The organism is Streptomyces hesseae, assembly GCF_031845785.1.
Taxonomy (GTDB): domain Bacteria; phylum Actinomycetota; class Actinomycetes; order Streptomycetales; family Streptomycetaceae; genus Streptomyces; species Streptomyces hesseae.
Genome location: NZ_JAVRFI010000001.1, coordinates 386,318 through 406,408, shown reverse-complemented (window position 1 = coordinate 406,408; position 20,091 = coordinate 386,318). Strand labels below are relative to the sequence as shown.

The window sequence follows — 20,091 nt, the reverse complement described above, 5'->3', positions numbered from 1 at the left end:
TCCGGCGTGCTCTCCCTCCTGCCGCTGGCCGACCGGCCCGGCCGCCCCCTCGGCGACCGGCTGCCCACGGGCCTCGCCCTGGGCGTCGTCCTCACCCAGGCGCTGGGCGACGCCGCCCTGACCGCGCCCGTGTGGACCCTCACCCGGGGCGCCGTCACCACCGGCCCCGACGACCCGCTCGCCGCCCCCCTCCAGGCCGCCTCCTGGGGCCTGGGCCGGGTGGCCGCCCTGGAGGACCCGCGCCGCTGGAGCGGCACGATCGACCTGCCGCCCGTCCTGGACGCGCCCGTGGTCCAGCGGCTCGTCAGCGCGCTCGCCGCGCGCGGCGGCGAGGACCAGCTGGCCCTGCGCGCCACCGGCACGCTCGGTCGGCGGCTCGTCCGCCGCCCGGCGGCCGACCTGCCGCCCGCCGACGCCTTCACCGCCGAGGGCACCGTCCTCGTCACCGGGGGCACCGGCGCGCTCGGCGCCGACGTCGCCCGCTGGCTCGCCCGCAGCGGCGCCGGACACCTCCTGCTCACCAGCCGCCGCGGCCCCGACGCCCCCGGCGCCGACGCCCTGCGCGCCGAACTGGAGGAACTGGGCGCCCGCGTCACCCTCGCCGCCTGCGACATCGCCGACCGCGACGCGCTGGCCGACCTGCTGGCCGCCGTCCCGGACGAGCACCCCCTGACCGGCGTCGTGCACGCCGCCGGCGTCGGCCAGGCCGCGCCCCTGACGGCCACCTCCCTGGCCGACGCCACCGCCCTCATGGCCGCGAAGCTCCTGGGCGCCGCCCACCTGGACGCCCTGCTCGCCGAGCACGACCTGGACTTCTTCGTCCTCTTCTCCTCCGTCGCCGGAGTGTGGGGCAGCGCCGGGCAGAGCGCCTACGGCGCCGCCAACGCCTACCTCGACGCCCTCGCCGAGAACCGGTGGGCCCGCGGCCTGCCCGCCACCTCCATCGCCTGGGGCCCCTGGGCCGAGGCCGGCATGGCCACCCACGAGGCCGTCGCCGACCGCCTCCGGCAGAGCGGCCTGCGCTTCCTGGACCCCGCCGCCGCCCTCGCCGAGCTGCGCCGCGCCGTCGTCCAGCAGGACGTCACGGTGACCGTCGCCGACATCGACTGGGAGCGCTACCACCCCGTCTTCACCTCCGTCCGCCCCAGCGTCCTCTTCGACGAACTCCCCGACGTCCGCGCCCTGTCCGCCCCGGACCGGGCCGCCGACACCGCCGCGCCCGAGTTCGCCGGGCGGCTGAGCGGCCTGGACGAGGCCGCGCAGGAGCGGCTGCTCACCGACCTGGTGCGCGCCGAGGCCGCCGTCGTCCTCGGCCACGCCTCCGCCGAGGCCGTCGACGGGCGCCGGGCCTTCCGCGACGCCGGCTTCGACTCGCTGACCGCCGTCGAGCTGCGCAAGCGCCTGGCCGGCGTCACCGGCCTGGCCCTGCCCGCGACCATGGCCTTCGACTACCCGACGCCCCTGGCCCTCGCCCGCTTCCTGCGCGGCGAACTCCTGGGCGCCGGGCGGGCGGCGGCCGCCCCGGCCGCCACGCCCGCCGGGGGCTTCGACGAGCCCGTCGCCATCGTCGGCATGAGCTGCCGCTTCCCCGGCGGCGTCCGCTCCGCCCAGCAGTTCTGGGAGCTGATCGAGGGCGGCGTCGACGCCATCTCCGACTTCCCCGTCAACCGCGGCTGGGACACCGGCCTCCACCACCCCGACCCCGACCACCCCGGCACCACCTACTCCACCCAGGGCGGCTTCCTCCACGACGCGGGCGAGTTCGACGCGGGCTTCTTCGGCATCTCGCCGCGCGAGGCCGTGTCCATGGACCCGCAGCAGCGCCTGCTGCTGGAGACCACCTGGGAGGCCTTCGAACAGGCCGGCATCGACCCCACCACCGTCCACGGCAGCGTCACCGGCACGTTCATCGGCTCCACCTACCAGGAGTACGGCCTCGGCCTCGACGACAGCGCCGCCGCCGGGCACGCCGTCACCGGCACCAGCCCCAGCGTCCTCTCCGGCCGCCTCGCCTACCTCTTCGGCCTCGAAGGCCCCGCCGTCACCGTCGACACCGCCTGCTCCTCCTCGCTGGTGGCCCTCCACCTGGCCTGCCAGTCGCTGCGCAACGGCGAGAGCACCCTCGCCCTCGCGGGCGGCGCGACCGTCATGACCACCCCCGCCCCCTTCATCGCCTTCAGCAAGCAGCGCGCCCTCGCGGGCGACGGCCGCTGCAAGGCCTTCTCGGAGGCCGCCGACGGCATGACCCTCGCCGAGGGCGTCGGCGTGCTCGTCCTGGAGCGGCTCTCCGACGCCCGGAAGAACGGCCACGAGATCCTCGCCGTCATCCGCGGCTCGGCCATCAACCAGGACGGCGCCTCCAACGGCCTCACCGCGCCCAACGGGCCGTCCCAGCAGCGCGTCATCCGCCAGGCCCTCGCCAACGCCGGGCTCGCCCCCGCCGACGTCGACGCCGTCGAGGCGCACGGCACCGGCACCGCCCTCGGCGACCCCATCGAGGCCCAGGCCCTCCACGCCGCCTACGGCCAGGACCGTGACCCCGCACGGCCGCTGCTGCTCGGCTCGGTGAAGTCCAACATCGGCCACACCCAGTCGGCCGCCGGCGTCGCCGCCGTCATCAAGATGGTCATGGCGCTGCGCAACGGCGTCCTGCCGCGCACCCTTCACGCCGACGAGCCGACCACGCATGTCGACTGGAGCCCGGGCACGGTCTCCCTGCTCGGCGAGGGCGTGGACTGGTCGCGCGGCGAGCGCGTCCGCCGCGCCGGTGTGTCGTCCTTCGGCATCAGTGGCACCAACGCCCACGCCATCCTCGAAGAGGCGCCCGGCACAGAGGAGCAGGAGACCCCGGGCACGGAGCCGGAGCAGACCCCGGCGGCCGTCGTTCCGTGGGTGCTCTCCGCCCGTACCCCGGGCGCGCTGCGCGGCCAGGCCGCCCGGCTCGCCGAGCTCCCGGACCTCGACCGGGCACGTCCCGCCGACGTCGCCCACAGCCTCCTCACCTCCCGCGCCCTGTTCGACCACCGCGCCGTCGTCCTCGCCGGCCCCGGCCAGGACCCGGCGGCCGCGCTGCGCGCCCTCGCCGAGGGCCAGTCGGCGCCCGGCGCCGTCCAGGGCGTCGCCGACGCCGACGGCAAGACCGTGTTCGTCTTCCCCGGCCAGGGCTCCCAGTGGGCCGGCATGGGCGCCCGGCTGCTGGAGGAGTCCCCGGTCTTCGCCGAGCGCCTCGCCGAGTGCGCCGCCGCCCTGTCGGACTTCACCGACTGGTCGCTCCTCGACGTCCTCCGGCAGACCGAGGGCGCCCCGTCCCTGGACCGCGTCGACGTCGTCCAGCCCGCCTCCTGGGCCGTGATGGTCTCGCTCGCCGAGCTGTGGCGCGCCCACGGCGTCGTCCCCGACGCCGTCGTCGGCCACTCGCAGGGCGAGATCGCCGCGGCAGCCGTCTCCGGCGCGCTCTCCCTGACCGACGCCGCCCGCGTCGTGGCCCTGCGCAGCCAGGCCATCGCCCGGGTCCTCGCGGGCACCGGCGGCATGGTCTCCGTGCCGCTGCCCGCCGCCGACGTCGAGGCCCACCTCGCCGCCCTCGGCGACGAGGTGTCCATCGCCGCCGTCAACGGCCCCCGCTCCGTCGTGGTCGCCGGACCCGCCGCCCCGCTCGACGCCCTCATGGACCGGCTCACGGCCGAGGACGTCCGCGCCAAGCGCATCGCAGTCGACTACGGCTCCCACTCCGCCCAGGTGGAGCTGCTGGAGGACGAGCTCCTCGCCGCGCTCGCCCCCGTCCGCCCGGGCGCCCCCCAGGTGCCGTTCCTCTCCACCGTCACCGGCGACTGGCTGACCGGGGACACCCCCCTCGACGCCGCCTACTGGTACCGCAACCTGCGCCGGACCGTGCGCTTCGACCCCGCCGTCCGCACCCTCCTGGGCACCGGGCACGGCGTGTTCGTCGAGGTCAGCTCCCACCCCGTGCTGGCCATGGCCGTCCAGGAGACCGCCGAGGACACCGGCGACCGCGCCACCGTCCTCGGTACCCTCCGCCGCGACCAGGGCGGCACCGACCGGTTCCTGACCTCCCTCGCCGAGGCCTACGTCCGGGGCGTCCGCGCCGACTGGACGCCCGTCCTCGCGGGCGGCGGCGCCCGCCGCGTCGAGCTGCCCACGTACGCCTTCCAGCGCGAACACCTGTGGGCGATCCGCGAGCAGCAGCGCGCGGGCACCGAGGCGGACCCGGCCGACAGCGCCTTCTGGGCGGCCGTCGAGGACGAGGACGTCGACGCCCTCGCCGCCGGCCTGCGCCTGGACGGGGCCGCCCTGGCCCCGGTCCTGCCCGCCCTCGCCACCTGGCGGAAGCGCCGCCGCGAGGAGTCAACCGTCGACTCCTGGCGCTACCGCGCCACCTGGAAGCCGCTGACCGGCCTGCCCACGGCCGCGCTCACCGGCACCTGGCTCGTCGTCACCGCCGAGGGCCTGCCGGGCGACGACGTCACCGAGGCGCTCGCCGCGCACGGCGCCGACGTCCGCACGCTCGTCCTCGACGACGCCTGCCTCGACCGCGCCACCCTCACCGAGCGCCTGGCCGGCCTCGACGGTGCCACGGACCTGACGGGCGTGGTGTCCCTGCTCGCCGCCGCCGAGGAGACCAGCCCCCACCACCCGGCGCTCACGTCCGGGCTCGCCCTGACCGTCACCCTCATCCAGGCCCTCGGCGACGCCGAAATCGACGCGCCCCTGTGGTGCCTGACCCGGGGCGCGGTCGCCACCGGCCGCTCCGACCGGCTCACCCGGCCCGTCCAGGCCCAGATCCTGGGCCTGGGCTGGACCGCCGCCCTCGAACACCCCCAGCGCTGGGGCGGTCTCGTCGACCTGCCCGAGACCCTCGACCGGCGCGCCGGCGAACGGCTCGCCGCCGTCCTCACCGGCCGCACCGGCGAGGACCAGCTGGCCGTCCGCGCCTCCGGCGTCCTCGTCCGCCGCGTCACGCGCGCCACGGCCGGGGCGGCCCCCGCCCGCACCTGGACTCCGCGCGGCACCACCCTCGTCACCGGCGGCACGGGCACCCTCGCCCCGCATCTGGCCCGCTGGCTGGCCGAGCAGGGCGCCGAACGCGTCGTCCTCACCAGCCGCCGGGGCACGGCCGCGCCCGGCGCCGCCGAACTCGTCCAGGAGCTCACCGACGCGGGCTGCGACGCCTCCGTCGTCGCCTGCGACCTGACGGACCGCGACGCCGTCGCCGCGATGCTCGACGGCCTCAAGGCCGACGGGCACACCGTGCGCACCGTCGTCCACACAGCCGTCGTCATCGAGCTCGCCTCCATCGAGGAGACGAGCCTGGAGGCCTTCGCCAAGGTCGTCGACGCCAAGGTGTCCGGCGCCCGCCACCTCGACGAACTCCTCGACGACGACGAGCTCGACGCCTTCGTCCTCTACTCCTCCACCGCCGGCATGTGGGGCAGCGGCCGGCACGCCGCCTACGTCGCGGGCAACGCCTACCTCAACGCGCTCGCCGAGCACCGCCGCGCCCGGGGCGCCACCGCCACCGCGGTCTCCTGGGGCATCTGGGCCGACGACCTCAAGCTCGGCCGCGTCGACCCCGGCGCCATCCGCCGCAGCGGCCTGGAGTTCATGGACCCGCGCGCGGCCCTCACCGGCCTGCGCCGGGCCCTCGACGACGACGAGAGCGTCCTGTGCGTCGCCGATGTCGACTGGGAGCGCTACCACCCCGTCTTCACCTCCGGCCGGCCCACCGACCTCTTCGAGGACGTGCCCGAGGTCCGGAAGCTGACGGAGGAGAGCACCGCCACCTCCACCGGGGACAGCGAGTTCACCGCCCGGCTCCTCGCCCTGCCCGCCGTCGAGCAGGACCGGGTGCTGCTGGACCTGGTGCGCGGCGAGGCCGCCACCGTCCTCGGCCACGCCTCGCCCGACGTCCTCTCCGAGCAGCGTGCCTTCCGTGAGGTCGGCTTCGACTCGCTGACCGCCGTCGACCTGCGCAACCGGCTGTCGAACGTCACCGGGCTCACCCTGCCCAGCACCATGGTCTTCGACTACCCGACCCCGCTCGCGCTCGTGGAGTTCCTGCGCGCCCGGATCGCGGGTGCCCGCACCGAGACGGCCGCCGTCGTCCGGGCGGCCGCCGACGACGAGCCCATCGCCATCGTCGGCATGAGCTGCCGCTACCCCGGCGGCATCGGCACCCCCGAACAGCTGTGGAACCTCGTCGCCGCGGGCGGCGACGCCATCACCGAATTCCCCGTCGACCGAGGCTGGGACGCCGAGGGCCTCTACGACCCCGACCCCGACCGGCCCGGCCGCACCTACTCCACGCGCGGCGGCTTCCTCCACGACGTCGCCGACTTCGACGCCTCCTTCTTCGGCATCTCCCCGCGCGAGGCCCTCGCGATGGACCCGCAGCAGCGGCTGCTGCTGGAGACCGCCTGGGAGGCCCTGGAGCGCTCCGGCATCGACCCCGCCACCCTGCGCGGCAGCAGCACCGGCACCTTCATCGGCGCCAGCTACCAGGACTACAGCAGCCCGGCGTCCCCCGAGGGCAACGAGGGCCACCTGATCACCGGCACCATCTCCAGCGTCCTGTCCGGCCGCCTGTCCTACACCTTCGGCTTCGAGGGCCCGGCCGTCACCCTCGACACCGCCTGCTCCTCCTCCCTCGTCGCCCTCCACCTGGCCTGCCAGTCGCTGCGCAACGGCGAGAGCACCCTCGCCCTCGCCGGCGGCGTCAGCATCATGGCCACCCCCAACGCCTTCGTCGGCTTCAGCCGCCAGCGCGCCATGGCCGCCGACGGCCGCTGCAAGGCCTACGCCGAGGCCGCCGACGGCATGAGCCTCGCCGAAGGCGTCGGCCTCGTCCTCGTCGAGCGGCTCTCCGACGCCCGGAAGAACGGCCACCAGGTGCTGGCCGTCATCCGGGGCTCCGCCGTCAACCAGGACGGCGCCTCCAACGGCCTGACCGCCCCCAACGGCCCGTCCCAGCAGCGCGTCATCGCCCAGGCCCTCGCCAACGCGGGCGTGGCCGCCGCAGACGTCGACGTCGTCGACGGCCACGGCACCGGCACCAAGCTCGGCGACCCCATCGAGGCCCAGGCCCTCCTCGCCACCTACGGCCACGACCGCCCGGCCGACCGGCCCCTGCTGCTCGGCTCGGTGAAGTCCAACATCGGCCACACCCAGATGGCGTCCGGCGTCGCCAGCATCATCAAGATGGTCATGGCCATGCGCCACGGCAGCGTCCCCCGCACCCTCCACATCGACCGGCCCTCCACCCACGTCGACTGGACCTCGGGCGGCATCCAGCTGCTCACCGAGGAGCGGGAGTGGCCCACGACCGGCCGTCCGCGCCGCGCCGGCGTCTCCTCCTTCGGCCTCAGCGGCACCAACGTCCACACCGTCCTCGAACTGCCCGTCGAGGACGAGCCGCAGGAGCCGGCCGAGGTCGCCGAGGCCGGTCCCACGACCGTGCCGCTGGTGCTCTCCGGCCGTACGGACGAGGGCCTGCGCGCCCAGGCAGAGCGCCTGCTGTCCCTCCTGGACACCCGGCCCGCCCTGCCGCTCGCCGACCTCGCCCACGCGCTCGCCACCTCACGGACCGCCCTCGACCACCGCGCGGCCGTCGTCGCCGACGACCGCGACACTCTCCACCGGGCCCTCACCGCCCTCCGGGACGGCTCTCCCGACGGCGCCCTGATCACCGGCCGGTCCGGGCGCGGCCGCCTCGCGTTCCTCTTCACCGGTCAGGGCAGCCAGCGCCCCGGCACCGGACGCGAGCTCCACGACCGCCACCCCGTCTTCGCCGAGGCCCTCGACGCTGTACTCGCCCGCTTCGACCTCGAACTCGACCGGCCCCTGCGCGACATCCTGTTCGCCGAGCCGGGCACCGACGAGGCCGCCCTGCTCGACGACACCGCCTACACCCAGCCCGCCCTCTTCGCCCTCGAAGTCGCCCTCTTCCGGCTCGCCGAGTCCTGGGGCCTGCGCCCCGACTACCTCGCCGGGCACTCCATCGGCGAACTCGCCGCCGCCCACGTCGCGGGCGTGCTCTCCCTGGAGGACGCCTGCACGCTCGTCGCGGCACGCGGCCGGCTGATGGCCGCCCTGCCCGAGGGCGGCGCGATGTGCTCCCTCCAGGCGACCGAGGAGGAGGTGCTGCCGCTGCTCGACGGGCAGGACGATCGCGTCTCCCTCGCCGCCGCCAACACCCCCGCCTCCGTCGTCGTCGCGGGCGACGAGGACGCGGTCCACGCGATCGAGGAGCACTTCGCGGGCCTCGGCCGCAGGACCAAGCGCCTGCGCGTCAGCCACGCCTTCCACTCGCCCCGCATGGACGCCATGCTGGACGAATTCACGCGCGTCGCGGCCGGACTCGACTTCCAGCCGCCCGCCATCCCCCTCGTCTCCACCGTCACCGGCGAACTCCTCACCGCCGACGAGGCCACCTCGCCCGCCTACTGGGCCGGACAGGTCCGCCGCACCGTCCGCTTCGCCGACGCCGTACGCCGCCTCGACGCCGCGGGAGTGACCGCCTACCTCGAACTCGGCCCCGACGGCATCCTCTCCGGCGCCGTCCGCGAGACCCTCGACGCCGCCACACCCGCCCTCGCCGTGCCCGCGCTGCGCCGCGACCACGCCGAGACCCACGCCCTGACCACGGCCCTCGCCCGGCTCCACGTCCACGGCGTACGCCCCGACTGGGCGGCCGTCCTCGACGCCCCCGCCCGGCGCGTCGACCTGCCCACCTACGCCTTCCAGCGGCAGCGCTACTGGCCCGACACCACCGCCCTGCCGGCCGCCCCCGCCCCGGCGGGCACGCCCGACGCGGTGGACGCCGAGTTCTGGTCGGCCGTCGAGCGCGCCGACCTGACGGCCCTGGGCTCCTCCCTGGAGCTCGACGACGCCACCCTCACCGCCGTCGTGCCCGCCCTGTCCACCTGGCGCCGCAAGCGCCGCGAGCACTCCACGGTCGACGGCTGGCGCTACCGCGTCACCTGGAAGCCCCTCACCAAGGCCCCCACGACACACCCGACGGGCACCTGGCTGCTGCTCACCCCCGGCGACACACCCGGGACCGACACGCCCGGCGCCGACCGGGCCTGGGCCGACGCGCTCGCCAACGGCCTCGGCGCCGAGACCGTACGCCTCGACGTCACCACCCCCGACCGCGCCGAGCTCACCGAACGCCTGCGTGAACTGACGGCCGAAGGCGCCGAGTTCACGGGCGTCCTGTCCCTGCTCGCCCTCGCCCCCGACGGACTCGCCGCGCTGCCGCTCACCGCGACGGCCGTCCAGGCACTCGGCGACGCCCGGATCGACGCCCCCCTGTGGTGCGCCACCCGCGCCGCCGTCGCCGTCGCCCGCACCGAACCCGCGGGCGACCCCGCGCAGGCCGCCCTCTGGGGCCTCGGCCGCATCGTCGCCCTCGAACACCCGGAGCGCTGGGGCGGCCTCGTCGACCTGCCCGAAACCCTCGACGAGCCCACGCTGCGCCGCCTGGCGGGCGCCCTCTCCGGCGCCGGGCACGAGGACCAGCTCGCCGTACGCCCCACCGCCACCTACGCCCGCCGCCTGGCACACCACCCCGTCGGCGACACCCCCGCCCCCCGCCCGTACACCCCCACCGGCACCGTCCTGGTCACCGGCGGCACCGGAGCGCTGGGCGGCCACGTCGCCCGCATGCTCGCCGAAGCGGGCGCGCCCCACCTGCTGCTCGTCAGCCGCCGGGGCGCCGACGCGCCCGGCGCCGAGGACCTGCGGGCCGAACTCACCGCCCTGGGCGCCGAGGTCACCCTCGCCGTCTGCGACACGGCCGACCGCGACGCGCTCGCCGCGCTGCTCGCGGACGTCCCGGCCGAGCACCCGCTCACGGCGGTGTTCCACACCGCCGGAGTGGTCGACGACGGCGTCGTCGACACGCTCACCCCCGAGAAGTTCACGGCCGTCCTGAACGCCAAGGCCACCGCCACGCTCCACCTCCACGAGCTCACCCGCGACCTGGACCTGGCCGCCTTCGTCCTGTTCTCCTCCACCGCCGGCACCCTCGGCGCGGCCGGACAGGGCAACTACGCCGCCGCCAACGCCTACCTCGACGCCTTCGCCGCCCTCCGCCGCGCCCAGGGCCTGCCCGCGACCTCCATCGCCTGGGGCCCCTGGGCCGGAGCCGGCATGGCCGGCGACGGAACACTCGTCGACGGCCGCGTCCGGCGCGGCGGCTTCACTCCCATGGCGCCCGCCTCCGCCCTCACCGCCCTCCGGCACGCCGTCGAACACGACGACACCGCCGTGACCGTCGCGGACATCGACTGGGACCGCTACACCACCGCGTTCCGCCACAGCGCCCTCATCGGTGACCTCCCCGAGCTCCGCGCCGCCACCGTCGTGACCGCCGCGCCCCAGGGCACAGCGCTCCTCGCGGGCGGCCCGGGCGAGGAGGACCTGCGGCAACGGCTCGCCGCACTCGCCGAGTCCGCGCGCCCCCGGTTCGTCCTGGACCTGCTGCGCGGCCACGTCGCCGCCGTCCTCGGCCACGCCGGAGCCGACAGCATCGCCGCCGACCAGGCCTTCGCCGACCTCGGCTTCGACTCCCTGACCATCGTCGAACTGCGCAACGCCCTGTCGGCCACCACCGGGCTGCGCCTGCCGGCCACCCTCGTCTACGACTACCCCACCCCGCAGGAACTGGCCGGCTTCCTGCTCACCGAGCTCCTCGGCACCCTGCCCGAGGGGTCCGCGGGCGGCGCGCTCCCGGCCACCCGGGCGGCCGTCGACGACGATCCCGTAGTCATCGTCGGCATGAACTGCCGCTTCCCCGGCGGGATCGCCTCCCCCGAGGACCTGTGGCGGCTCCTGTCCGACGGTTCGGACGCCATCTCCGGCTTCCCGGCCGACCGCGGCTGGGACCTGGAGCACCTGTCCCGGGGCGGCTCCGCCACCCTCGAAGGCGGCTTCCTCGACGGCGTCGGCCTCTTCGACGCCGCGTTCTTCGGCATCTCGCCCCGCGAGGCCCTGGCCATGGACCCGCAGCAGCGCCTGCTGCTGGAGACCACCTGGGAGGCCTTCGAACGGGCCGGCATCGACCCGACGTCCCTGCGCGGCAGCCAGACCGGCGTCTTCGTCGGCACCAACGGCCAGGACTACGTCAACGTGCTGCGCGCCGGCACCGCCGACGTCCGGGGCCACGTCGCCACCGGCAACACCGCCAGCGTCATGTCCGGCCGCCTCTCCTACGCCCTCGGCCTGGAGGGCCCGGCCGTCACCGTCGACACCGCCTGCTCCTCCTCGCTCGTCGCCCTCCACATGGCCGCGCGCTCGCTGCGGCAGGGGGAGAGCACGCTGGCGCTGGCCGGCGGCGTGTCCGTCATGTCCAGCCCGGACGCCTTCGCCGAGTTCACCGCACAGGGCGGACTCGCCCCAGACGGCCGCTGCAAGGCCTTCTCCGACGGGGCCGACGGCACCAGCTGGTCCGAGGGCGTGGGCGTCGTCGTCCTGGAGCGGCTCTCCGACGCCCGCCGCAACGGGCACGACGTCCTCGCGGTCGTCAGCGGCTCCGCCGTCAACCAGGACGGCGCCTCCAACGGCCTGACCGCCCCCAACGGCCGCGCCCAGCAGCGCGTCATCCGCCAGGCCCTCACCGACGGCGGCCTCGCCCCGGCCGACGTCGACGCCGTGGAGGCCCACGGCACCGGCACCACCCTCGGCGACCCCATCGAGGCGCACGCCCTCATCGCCGCCTACGGCCGCGACCGCGCCCCGGAGCGGCCGCTGCTGCTCGGCGCCGTCAAGTCCAACCTGGGCCACACCCAGGCGGCGGCCGGTGTCGCGGGCGTCATCAAGATGGTCCTCGCGATGCGCCACGGCGAACTGCCGCGCACGCTGCACGTCGGCACCCCGTCCTCGCACGTCGACTGGTCGGACGGGACCGTGTCGCTGGTGACCGAGCACCGGCCCTGGCCGGAGACCGGCCGGCCGCGCCGGGCGGGCGTCTCCGCCTTCGGCGTCAGCGGCACCAACGCGCACGTCATCGTCGAGCAGGCACCGGAGGCGACGGCCGCCGAGGAGCCGTCGGCGGAGCGGGCTCCCGGTCTCGTGCCGTGGGTGGTCTCGGCCCGGTCCGAGGCCGCGCTGGCCGCGCAGACCGAGCGGATCGCCGCCCTCGCCGGCACGGGCGGTGACGCGACGGACATCGGCTTCTCCCTGGCCACGGGCCGGGCGGTCTTCGCCCACCGCGCGGTGCTGCTCGCCGACGGCGAGAGCGCCCGGGAGGCCGCGCGCGGCGCCGCCGGGGACGTGATGGGCAAGCAGGCGTTCCTGTTCTCGGGCCAGGGCTCGCAGCGCGCGGGCATGGGCCGGGAGCTGTACGAGCGCTTCCCCGTCTTCGCCGAGGCGCTGGACGAGGTGGCGGCGTACTTCGACCGCGAGCTGGAACGGCCGCTGCGGGACGTCATGTTCGGCGATGACGCCGAGGCGCTGAATGGGACGGGCTTTACTCAGCCTGCGCTTTTCGCGCTCGAAGTGGCGTTGTTCAGGCTGGTGGAGTCGTGGGGAGTGCGTCCGGACTTCGTGGCCGGTCATTCGATCGGTGAGATCGCTGCCGCGCACGTTGCGGGTGTGTTCTCTCTTGAGGATGCGTGTGTCCTTGTGGCGGCGCGTGCGCGGTTGATGAGTGCGCTGCCTTCTGGTGGTGCGATGGTGGCTGTGCAGGCGTCCGAGGACGAGGTCGTGCCTCGTCTCACCGCTGATGTCTCGATCGCCGCTGTCAATGGCCCCGACGCCGTTGTCATCGCCGGTGAGGAGTCGGCGGTCCTGCGGATCGCCGAGGCTCTGGCCGCTGAGGGTCGTAAGACCCAGCGGCTGTCCGTGAGCCATGCGTTCCATTCGCCGCTGATGGACCCGATGCTGGAGGACTTCCGCCGGGTCGCGGCGGGCCTGTCGTACCGGGCGCCCAGCGTTCCCGTCGTGTCCAATGTGACCGGTGGGGTCGCGGCGGCGGAGCTGCTGTGCACCGCCGACTACTGGGTGCGGCACGTCCGGGAGACCGTCCGCTTCGCCGACGGCGTCCGTACGCTCGCCGCCGAAGGCACGACGGCGTTCCTGGAGCTCGGCCCCGACGGTGTGCTCACCGCCCTCGCCCAGCACAGCCTCGACGGCACCGGATCCGTGGTCGCCGCGTCCGCCCTCCGCAAGGACCGCCCCGAGGAGACCGCTCTCCTCACCGCCCTCGCCCGGCTGTACGTCGCCGGGGTCCCCGTGGACTGGGCGGCCTGGTTCGCGGGCACGGACGCCCGCCGGACGCCGCTGCCCACGTACGCCTTCCAGCGCCAGTGGTACTGGCCGGAGCGCGCCCCCGCCGGATTCGCCGAAGCGGGCGACCGGGACCCGGCGGACGCCGCCTTCTGGTCGGCCGTGGAGCGCGAGGACCTGTCGTCGCTGTCGGCCGAGCTGGAGCTGGACGACGCCGCGCTGTCGGCCCTCGTACCGGCCCTGTCGTCCTGGCGCCGCAAGCGCGCCGAGCGGTCGGCCGTCGACGGCCTGCGGTACCGCGTGACCTGGCGCCCGCTGACGGTCCCGGGCGTGAGCGCCCTGACCGGCACCTGGCTGGCGCTGGTTCCGACGGGCCACGCCGACGACCCGTACGTCTCCGCGCTGGTGGACGCGCTCGGCGAGAACGCCGTGCGCGTCGAGACCGGCACGGACGAGCACGCCGCGCTGACCGAGCGCCTCAGCGGGCTTGCCGCAGAAGGCGTCACCGGTGTCGTCTCCCTGCTCACGACGACCGCCCCCGACGAACTCCTGCGCGTCTTCGCGGACGCCAGGCTCGACGCCCCCCTGTGGTGCGTCACCCGGGGCGCCGTCGCCACCGGCCGCTCCGAGGCGGTCGCCGACGACGCCCGGGCGGCGGTGTGGGGGCTCGGCCGGGTCATGGGCCTGGAGCACCCCGAGCGCTGGGGCGGCCTCATCGACGTCGCCGACGTCCTCGACCGGCGCGGTGCGGAGCGCTTCCGCGCCGCCCTGTCGGGTGCGGACGGCGAGGACCAGCTGGCGCTGCGCTCCTCCGGCCTCCTCGGCCGGCGGCTCGTGCGCGTCGCGGCCCACACCGCCCCCGACGCGTGGCGGCCCTCGGGCACGGCGCTGGTCACCGGCGGCCCGGCCGGCTTCGGCGGCCACACCGCCCGTTGGCTCGCCGAGCGCGGGGCCCGGCACGTCCTGCTCGTCGGCGCCACGGCACCGGACGCCTCCGCCGTGGCGGCCCTGGAGGCCGAACTCACCGGACTGGGCGCCGGGCTGACGGTCACGACCGGCTCCCTCGCCGACGGCGAGACCCTGGCGTCGGCACTCGCCGCGGCCCCCGACGGCCAGCCGCTGACCGCCGTCGTCCACACGGGCCGGGACACCGGACCCGACCCGGACCCGGCCGCGTACCTCGCCGCGCTCCGCGCGGACGTCGCGGGCCTGGAGGCCGCCGTCGACGCGGCCGCCGGTGACGGCGCGGAAAGCGTGACGTTCGTCCTCTTCGCCTCCATCGCGGGCGTCTGGGGCGTCAGCGGCCAGGGTGCCGGTGCCGCCGCGAGCGCCTTCCTCGACACCGTGGCCCACCGCCGCCGGGCGAGTGGCCTGCACGGCCTGTCGGTGTCCTGGGGCGCCTGGGCCGACACCACACCGGACGGCCTGGCCGCCCACCTGCGCGCCAACGGCCTGCCCGCCATGGACCCGAACCGCGCGCTCGCCGCGCTCGCCCTGTCCATGGATGGCGAGGACGCCGCGGTGACGGTCGCCGACGTGGCCTGGGACCGGTTCGCACCGGCCTTCGGCCGCACCCGGCCCACCGCCCTCTTCACCGAACTGCCCGAGGCCCGCGAGACCCTGACGGACTCCGGGGACGCCGGCCGGGGCACGGCGGGCGCCGCGTCCGCCCTGCGCGCCGAACTGGCCGCCCTCGCCGAGGGCGACCGGGCCGAGGCGCTGCTCTCCCTGGTCCGCGCCGAGGTCGCCGCGGTGCTCGGCTTCGCCGACCCGGCGGACGTACCGTCCGCGCAGGCCTTCCGGGACCTGGGCTTCGACTCGCTGACCGCCGTCGACCTCCGTAACCAGCTCGCCACGGCCACCGGGCTCACCCTGCCCGCCACCCTGGTCTTCGACTACCCGACGGCCGACGCCCTCGCCACCCACCTGCTCGCCGAACTCCTCGGCGGGCACGACGAGGACGAGCGCCGCGCCGCCGTGCCGGCCGCGTCCGCGGACACCGACGACCCGATCGTGATCGTCGGCATGAGCTGCCGCTACCCGGGCGGCGTCCGCTCGCCCGAGGACCTGTGGGAGCTCGTCTCCGGGGAGGTGGACGCCATCGGCGGCTTCCCCGACGACCGCGGCTGGGACCTGGACCGCATGGTCCACGGCGACCGGGACGGCCGGGGCCGCAGCGTCACCCGCGAGGGCGGCTTCCTCTACGACGTCGCGGACTTCGACCCCGGCTTCTTCGGCATCTCGCCGCGCGAGGCCATGGTCATGGACCCGCAGCAGCGCATCGTGCTGGAGGCCGCCTGGGAGGCCCTGGAGCGCACCGGCATCGACCCGGCCGCGCTGCGCGGCGGCGACACCGGCGTCTTCATCGGCGGCGGCACCGGCGACTACCGCCCCGAGGCGGGCCAGCTCGGCCACGCACAGACCGCCCAGTCGGCGAGCCTGCTCTCCGGCCGGCTGTCCTACACCTTCGGCCTGGAGGGCCCGTCGGTCAGCGTCGACACGGCCTGCTCCTCGTCCCTGGTCGCGCTGCACCTGGCCGCCCAGTCGCTGCGCAACGGCGAGTGCCCGCTCGCCCTCGCGGGCGGTGTGACGGTCATGTCCACCCCGGTGAACTTCATCGAGTTCGGCGAGATGGGCGCCCTGTCCGGCGACGGCCGCTGCCGCGCCTTCGCGGCGTCCGCCGGCGGCACCGGCTGGTCCGAGGGCGTGGGCGTCCTCGTCCTGGAGCGGCTCTCCGACGCCCGCCGCAACGGCCACGAGGTACTGGCCGTCCTGCGCGGCTCCGCCATCAACCAGGACGGCGCCTCCAACGGCCTCACCGCCCCCAACGGGCCCTCCCAGCGCCGCGTCATCCGCCGCGCCCTGGCCAACGCCGGGCTGACGGCCGCCGACGTGGACGCGGTGGAGGCCCACGGCACGGGCACCACCCTCGGCGACCCCATCGAGGCGCAGGCGCTGCTCGCGACCTACGGTCAGGACCGGCCGGGGGACCAGCCGCTGCTGCTCGGCTCGGTGAAGTCCAACATCGGCCACACCCAGGCCGCCGCCGGTGTCGCGGGCGTCATCAAGATGGTCATGGCCATGCGCCACGGCGTCCTGCCCCGCACCCTGCACATCGACGAGCCGTCCACCCACGTGGACTGGACGGCCGGCGCGGTCGAGCTGCTCACCGAGCGCGCCGACTGGCCGGAGACGGGCCGCGTACGCCGGGCCGGTATCTCGGCCTTCGGCGCCAGCGGCACCAACTCGCACGTCATCATCGAACAGCCGGAGCCGGCCGCCGCGCCCGTCGTTGCCGCCGTGTCCGAGGACGGTCCGGGCCCGCTGCCCGTACCCGTCTCGGCCGCGGCCCCGGAGGCCCTCAAGGCCCAGGCCGCCCGCCTGGGCGCGTATCTGACGGCCCGCCCGGAGCTGACCGTCGCCGACCTGGCGCGGGCCCTGGCCACGACCCGGTCGTCCTTCGAGCACCGGGCCACGGTCCTGGCCGCGAGCCGCGACGAGCTGCTGGAGGGCCTGGCGGCCCTCGCCGACGGCCAGGCCGCCCCGCGCGTCGTCCAGGGCCGTACGGCGGGACGCGCCGGGAAGCTCGCGTTCCTCTTCTCCGGCCAGGGCTCGCAGCGCGCGGGCATGGGCCGCGAGCTGTACGGGCGGTTCCCCGTCTTCGCCGAGGCGCTGGACGCGGTGACCGCCCACTTCGACGGCGAACTGGACCGGCCGCTGCGCGACGTGATGTTCGACGGGGACGGCGAGGCGCTGAACGACACGGGCTTCACCCAGCCCGCGCTCTTCGCCCTCGAAGTGGCGCTGTTCCGGCTGGTGGAGTCCTGGGGCATCCGCCCCGACCTCGTCGCCGGTCACTCCATCGGCGAGATCGCGGCGGCGCACATCGCCGGCGTGTTCTCCCTGGAGGACGCCTGCGCCCTGGTCGCGGCCCGGGCCCGGCTGATGGCCGCCCTGCCCGCGGGCGGCGCCATGGTCGCCGTCCAGGCGACCGAGGACGAGGTGGCCGCGTACCTGACCGGGGTCGACGGAGTGTCCGTCGCCGCCGTCAACGGGCCGGAGGCGGTCGTCCTGTCGGGCGACGAGGCCGCCGTGCTCGCCGTCGCCGGGAAGTTCACCGCCGACGGCCGCAAGACTAGGCGTTTGCTGGTCAGCCATGCGTTTCACTCCCTGCACATGGACGCCGTACTCGAGGACTTCCGACGGGCCGCCCGCCGCGTGACGTACGCGGCGCCGGCGCTCCCGCTCGTGTCCTGCCTCACCGGCGACCTGGCGACCGGCGAAGAGCTGTGCTCGCCCGAGTACTGGGTGCGGCACGTCCGCGAGGCCGTACGGTTCGGCGACGGCGTCGCCGCCCTGACCGGGCGCGGCGTCACCCGCTTCCTGGAGATCGGCCCGGACGGTGTGCTCTGCGCCATGGCCCAGGACACCCTGGACGCCGCTTCGGCCAAGGCGCTGACCGTACCGGCGCTGCGCAAGGGCCGCGACGAGGAGACGTCCCTGCTCACCGCCCTGGCCCGGCTCCACGCCGACGGCACGGCCCCGCGCTGGACGTCCGTCCTCGGCGCGGGCGACCCGGCCCGGCGCGTGGACCTGCCCACCTACCCCTTCCAGCACCAGCGGTTCTGGCCCGACCACCGGCCCGCCGACGCCTCCGGCCCGACCGGCACGGCCCGGGGCGAGGACGAGGCGTTCTGGTCCGCCGTGCGCGGCGAGGACTTCGCCGCGCTGGAGTCGGAGCTGGACGTCGACGGCGACGCGCTCGCCAAGGTCCTGCCCGCGCTCGCCGACTGGCGGCGCCGCCGGGCCGAGCGGTCCACCGTGGACGGCTGGCGCCAGCGCGTCGTCTGGAAGCCCCTGACCACCGCCGCGCCTCCACGTCGTCCGGCCGGAACGTGGCTCGCCGTCGTTCCCGCCGGGCAGGCCGACGAGCCGTGGGCCGCCGGCGTCCTCGCCCGCCTCGGCGACGGGGCCGTACGCCTGGACGTCACCGGCACCGACCGGGACGACCTGGCCGCGCTGCTGAAGGAACAGGCCGCCACCGGGCGGGAGTTCACGGGAGTCCTCTCCCTGCTCGCCCTCGCCGCCTCAGGCGACACCGATGGTGTCCCCGAGGGCACCCTGCTCACCGCCGCCCTCGTCCAGGCCCTCGGCGACGCCGGGATCGACGCGCCCCTGTGGTGCGTCACCCGCGGCGCGGTCGCCGTCTCGCCCGCCGAGCCGGTACCGGGCCTCGCCCAGGCCGGCGTCTGGGGCCTGGGACGGGTCGCCGCACTGGAGCACCCGCGCCGCTGGGGCGGTCTGATCGACCTGCCGGAGACCCTCGACGAGCGGTCGGCTGACCGGTTCGCCGGACTCCTCGCCGACTCCGGCGGCGAGGACCAGCTCGCCGTCCGGCCCTCCACCGTCTTCGGCCGCCGGCTCGTGCCCGTACCGGCCGACGGGCCCGTACAGGAGTGGCAGCCCACCGGCACCGTCCTGATCACCGGCGGCACCGGCGCCCTCGGCGCCCACGTGGCACGCGGCCTCGCAGAGGCGGGCGCCGCCCACCTGCTGCTCGTCAGCCGCCGGGGCGCCGAGGCGCCCGGCGCCGAGGACCTGCGGGCCGAACTCACCGCCCTGGGCACCGAGGTCACCCTCGCCGCCTGCGACGTCGCCGACCGCGACGCGCTCACCGGCCTGCTGGCGAGCGTCCCGGACAGCGCCCCGCTGACCGGCGTCGTCCACGCGGCGGGCGTCCTCGACGACGGCGTCATCGACGGCCTGACCCCCGAGCGGTTCGCGGCCGTCCACCGCGCCAAGGCCGCCTCGGCACTGGCCCTCCACGACCTGACCCGGGACCTCGGCCTCACGGTGTTCGCCCTGTTCTCCTCGGCGTCCGCCACCGTCGGCAACCCCGGCCAGGCCAACTACGCCGCCGCCAACGCCCTCCTCGACGCCCTCGCCGAGCGGCGCCGCGCCGAGGGCCTGGCCGCCACCTCCATCTCCTGGGGCGCCTGGGCCGGCGGCGGCATGGCCGCCGACGCCCGCGCGGCCGCCGCCGCCCAGCGCACCGGCATCCGGCCGCTGGACCCGCGCCTCGCGGTCACCGCGCTGCGCCGGGCGGTCATGGAGAACGGGCCGACGGAGGTCGTCGCCGAGGTCGAACCCACCCGGTTCGTACGGGCCTTCACCGCCGTACGGCCCAGCCCCCTCCTCGCGGAGCTCGCCTCCGCCGACCCGGCCCCGGCCGGGACCGACGGGGACGCCACCGCACCGGGCGCCGACGGCGCCGCCCTGCGCGAGAAGCTCGCGGGCCAGAGCGCGGCACAGCGCACCGAGACCGTCCTGAACGTCGTACGGACCCGGGCCGCCGCCGTCCTCGGCCACACCGACGCCGACGCCGTCGGCGCCGACCGGGCCTTCCGGGACCTCGGCTTCGACTCGCTCGCCGCCGTCGAACTGCGCAACCAGCTCACGGCCGCGACCGGGCTGACCCTGGCCGCCACGCTCGTCTTCGACCACCCCACCCCCGTCGACCTGGCCGCCCACGTCCTGCGCGAGCTGCTGCCCGACGCCGGCCACGGCGACGGCACGGCGGACGGCGGGACCGACGACGGCCTCGACCAGGCCGGCATCCGGGCCCTGCTCGCCTCCGTCTCCGTGGCCCAGCTGCGCGAGATCGGCGTGCTGGAACCCCTGCTGAGGCTCGCCGCCACCACGGCCGCGGCCGAAGACGGCACCACCGGGGCGGCGGAACCGGACGGCTACGCGGAATCGATCGACGAAATGGACGTCGACGCCCTCGTCCGGGCGGCGCTGGACGGCACCACGGGCACCACTGGCTCCAACGACGACGAAGGCTGA

The 20,091-nt window shown here is 76.1% G+C and carries 1 protein-coding gene (running past one end of the window); it reads left to right on the top strand.

The features are described from left to right. Positions 1 to 20,091, top strand: partial view of a type I polyketide synthase gene (locus RM609_RS01385; RefSeq protein ID WP_311607169.1) — the 3' portion only. Its footprint begins 8,376 nt before the window's first position; only the last 20,091 of its 28,467 coding nucleotides appear in the window; its start codon lies off the left edge, out of view; the stop codon is at positions 20,089 to 20,091.